We start from the raw sequence: 1772 nt of genomic DNA, 5'->3' as shown, positions 1-1772 counted from the left end.
AATCAATAATTTTCAACTGGAGAATTATAAATATGGAATCATCTTTATCATCGATCTTTATTGTTCTTGCATTGTTATCTACCGGTTTCCTATCTGGTAAATTTCTTGCACCACCCCTTCGACAAGTCCTACTCAAACCCTTGTCCTTTATTGTCCTGCTGCTGCTCTTTTTCATGGGCTATGAGTTCGGCGGCGTCTTTACCGACCCGAATCTGGGCGCGGACATCGTCAAATATGCCCTGCTGCTCGCACTGATTATCAGCGCGTTTACCTTGATTGCGCTTTATCGCAAACCCGAAGCCTCGACTGCTCCCACTCCATCGGGCAGCTTTATCAAACCCTTTTACGGCTGTTTCAAAGCCTTTGCTTTTTTCGGTTTGGGTGTCGCGGCATTTGCCTTTTTCGGGCGACAGGTCGGCAATCTGCCCATCGACAGCACCCATATCCTCTATCTGCTGATTTTCATGGTTGGCATGGACTTGGTTCATTTCCAGCTTGGCGGATTCGGACGTAGGATTTTCCTGCTGCCGCTTCTGACCGTTGCTGCAACCGCCGCCGCGTGTTTCGTTTTTTCGCTATGTTCGCCCTATTCGTTTGCCCAAAGCCTGGTATTGTCGGGCGGTTTCGGCTGGTTCTCCCTTTCGGGTCCTATGGTTGGAAAAGCGGTATCGCCCGAAATGGGTGCGGCAGCGTTTATGACCGATTTTTTCCGCGAAATGATCAGCATCGTCTTCCTGTATTTCTACGGACGAAAGCAGCCTATGGCGGCAATCGGCATTTCCGGCGCAGCGGCAATGGACTCCGCCCTGCCCTTTGTAAAAGAAAACTGCCGCGCCGAATACATCAAATACGCCGTCGTCAGCGGCTTTATCCTGACCCTTGTCGCACCGTTTTTTCTGTCCGCCGCCATTGCCATGCTGAACTGATCCTACTATTTTTCCAAACAACTTTCAGACGACCTCCCCCCCTAAAACCCAAAAGTCATCTGAAACCGAACACCATTATGAAAACACTGGGAAAATTCCTACTGACCCTTGCCAGCCTCGCCTATCCGCTTCTATGGTATTACGGCAGGGAAAACGGCGCATTTTTCTGGCTTGCTGCGGCCATGTGTGTGTTATGGCTGATACGCGCCGCCATGCCGCAAACCACAGCCCAACGCATTACGGCGATTATCCTTGCCGCCTTTTTTGCGGCGGTACTGGTTTTCAGACGGCCTGACTCGATGTATTGGTATCCCGTCGCCGTCAATGCACTGATGCTTGCCATTTTCGGCGGCAGCCTGTTTGCCAAACAAACCGTTATCGAACGCCTCGCCCGACTGCAACACCCCGACCTGCCGCCCGAAGGTGTGCGCCACACTCGACGCGTTACGAAAATCTGGTGCGCGTTCTTTATCTTCAACGGCGCAACCGCCGCCATTTTGGCAAGCTTGCAATATTACGATTGGTGGGCGGCTTATACAGGCATCGTGTCGTATGTGTTAATGGGAATATTATTTGCCGGAGAGTGGATTTATCGGAAATTAGTTTTGAAGGTTTAAACCATTAAAAATATTTCATCAATTATCAGCCTTTTGTAGACGGACAAAACGGCAAAACCGATCGGTTACTCCATTGCTTCAAAAGAAGTGAAAGCCATTCATTGGAAGAGTGGCAGGCAAATGATTACGAATTGGTACGCCAAACGACAAACAAACAATACGATGAATGCTTGGCCCAATTCAAAGAAGATACGAAGGCAAATACATCAAAATTATAAAAACTTAGAAC

2 protein-coding genes are annotated in these 1772 nt (G+C 49.0%); both read left to right on the top strand.

The window, feature by feature from the left end; all coding sequences use genetic code 11:
- Positions 1 to 140: 140 nt before the first annotated feature.
- Positions 141 to 926, top strand: a complete 786-nt coding sequence (locus tag ACTHUM_RS13060) for a lysine exporter LysO family protein (RefSeq protein WP_101755194.1) — start codon at positions 141 to 143, stop codon at positions 924 to 926.
- Positions 927 to 1003: 77 nt separating this feature from the next.
- Positions 1004 to 1543: a septation protein IspZ gene (locus ACTHUM_RS13055; RefSeq protein ID WP_107769003.1), complete on the top strand. Its 540-nt coding sequence runs from the start codon at positions 1004 to 1006 to the stop codon at positions 1541 to 1543.
- The last annotated feature ends 229 nt before the right edge of the window (positions 1544 to 1772 follow it).

The organism is Neisseria sp. P0021.S006, assembly GCF_051956895.1.
This window is presented reverse-complemented; position numbering and strand designations above follow the sequence as displayed.